The sequence below is a fragment of the Acidovorax sp. KPB24-03 genome (assembly GCF_057546605.1).
The window spans coordinates 1-2,119 of record NZ_BAAJYR010000514.1; the positions used below are offsets into that span (position 1 = coordinate 1).

Below are 2,119 nucleotides of genomic sequence, written 5' to 3' on the forward strand. Positions count from 1 at the left end.
GGCCGGCGAAAGGCCCGGGCGATGTGGCCGCAGCCGCCCAGGCCGCAGCGCTGGGCGGAGCACCCGGTGCTCCCAGGCCCCGCCCCAAGGGCCGATCGACACGCGCCGCTGCTGCCACCGATCCCGATCAAGGCCGCCTCACGGAGCCGGCCTCCGGGGGCGCGGTCCCTTCCGAGGCCGAGTCATCCTCCCTGTCCTCCGCTGCGCCCCGCCGACCCCCTTCGTCCGCGCCATGAAGGACTTCGCCGCGCTCTACCGCGCGCTCGATGCCAGCACCTCCAGCCTGGCCAAGCAGGCCGCGCTGCAGGCCTACCTTCGCGCCGCGGCACCGGCGGATGCGGCGTGGGCGGTGTATTTCCTGGCCGGCGGCAAGCCGCGCCAGCTGGTGCCGACCAAGCTGCTGCGCACCCTGGCGCGCGATGCGGCCCGGTTGCCCGAATGGCTGTTCGACGAGAGCTACGAGGCCGTGGGCGACTTGGCCGAGACCATCTCGCTGCTGCTGCCCGCGCCCACCGCCGCGCAGGCGCTGGGCCTGGCCGAGTGGATGGAGCACCACCTGCTGCCCCTGCGCGGCATGCCGCCCGAGGTGCTGGAGACCACGCTGCGGGCCCAGTGGACAGGCCTCGCGCCCGAAGAGCGGCTGGTGTATTTCAAGCTCATCACGGGGGCGTTCCGCGTGGGCGTGTCGCGCCTGCAGGTCACGCAGGCACTGGCGGCGGTGAGCGGCGTGGATGCCAAGCGTGTCGCGCAGCGGCTCATGGGCTACACCCACATCGGGGCGCGTCCGGGTGAGGGCGACTACCTGCGCCTGGTCGCGGCCGAGGGCGAAGGCGGCGATGACGCGGCGCAGGGCGAAGCCCGGGGCCATCCCTATCCCTTCTTCCTGGCGCACCCGCTGCAACTGCCGGTGTCCCAGTTCGACACGGTGCTCGGCCCGCCCGCGCAGTGGATCGTGGAGTGGAAATGGGACGGCATCCGCGCCCAGATCGTGCGGCGCAGCACCCGCGCCGAGGGCGCCAGCGAAGGCGCCGGCACCTGGGTCTGGTCGCGCGGCGAGGAGCTGGTGAGCGACCGCTTTCCCGAGCTGCAGGCGCTCGGGGAAACGCTGCCCGACGGCACGGTGCTCGATGGCGAGATCGTCGTCTGGCGCGCTGCCGAGGGCGATGCCGCGGCCCACGTGCGCCCGTTCGCCGATTTGCAAAAGCGCATCGGCCGCAAGACCCTCACGCCGAAGCTGCTGCGCGAGCTGCCCGTGGTGCTGCTCGCCTACGACCTGCTGGAGGAGGGCGGCCAGGACCTGCGCCAGCGACCCCAGCACGAACGGCGGGCGCGGCTCGATGCGCTGCTGGCGCGCGTGGCGCACCCGGCGCTGGTGGCCAGCCCGGTGCTGCAGGGCGACCGCTGGCAGGATCTGGCGGTCCAGCGCGAGCAGGCCCGCTCGCTGGGCGTGGAAGGCATGATGCTCAAGGCCCGCGATGCCGAATACGGCGTGGGCCGCACCAAGGACGTGGGCACGTGGTGGAAGTGGAAGATCGACCCCTTGAGCATCGATGCGGTGCTGATCTATGCCCAGCGCGGCCATGGCCGGCGCGCCAGCCTCTACAGCGACTACACCTTCGCGGTGTGGGACGGTCCGCCAGGCACCGAAGGGCGCGCGCTGGTGCCGTTCGCCAAGGCCTATTCCGGCCTGACCGATGCGGAGATGGCGCGGGTGGATGCGGTCATCCGCAAGACCACCGTCGAGACCTTCGGCCCGGTGCGCAGCGTGCGGCCCACGCTGGTGTTCGAACTGGGGTTCGAGGGCATCGCCCGCAGCAGCCGCCACAAGAGCGGGATCGCCGTGCGCTTTCCGCGCATGCTGCGCTGGCGCGAGGACAAGCCGGTGGACGAAGCGGATTCGGTGGACACCCTGGCGGCGCTGTTGCCGAGGTCGGATGCGTGATCGCCGGAGGGCCGTCCATGCCGCGCCTTGACGACGGTCGTGAGCGCGCGGCGTTCCTGGGCCGGGCGGTGGGCCGGCGGCCCGCGCACCCTGCGGTGACGCACCCCAAGAAGACGCTCCGGGCCAAGGCGGCGCACCCGGCTTGCCTGCGCTTTTTCGGCGGGCTGCCTGCGGTGC

Annotated in this window: 1 protein-coding gene; it reads left to right on the forward strand. The window is 72.8% G+C overall.

All coding sequences use genetic code 11. From position 1 onward, the window contains the following. The first annotated feature begins 232 nt into the window (after positions 1-232). Positions 233-1,942 carry an ATP-dependent DNA ligase gene (locus tag AC27KI_RS23380; protein WP_487116110.1) on the forward strand — a complete coding sequence of 570 codons (1,710 nt, stop codon included), beginning with the start codon at positions 233-235 and terminating at the stop codon, positions 1,940-1,942. The last annotated feature ends 177 nt before the right edge of the window (positions 1,943-2,119 follow it).

What these genes read in the sequence shown, in the direction of transcription:
- AC27KI_RS23380 (WP_487116110.1), top strand. Translation starts at nt 233, where the DNA reads ATGAAGGACTTCGCCGCGCTCTACCGCGCGCTCGATGCCAGCACCTCC.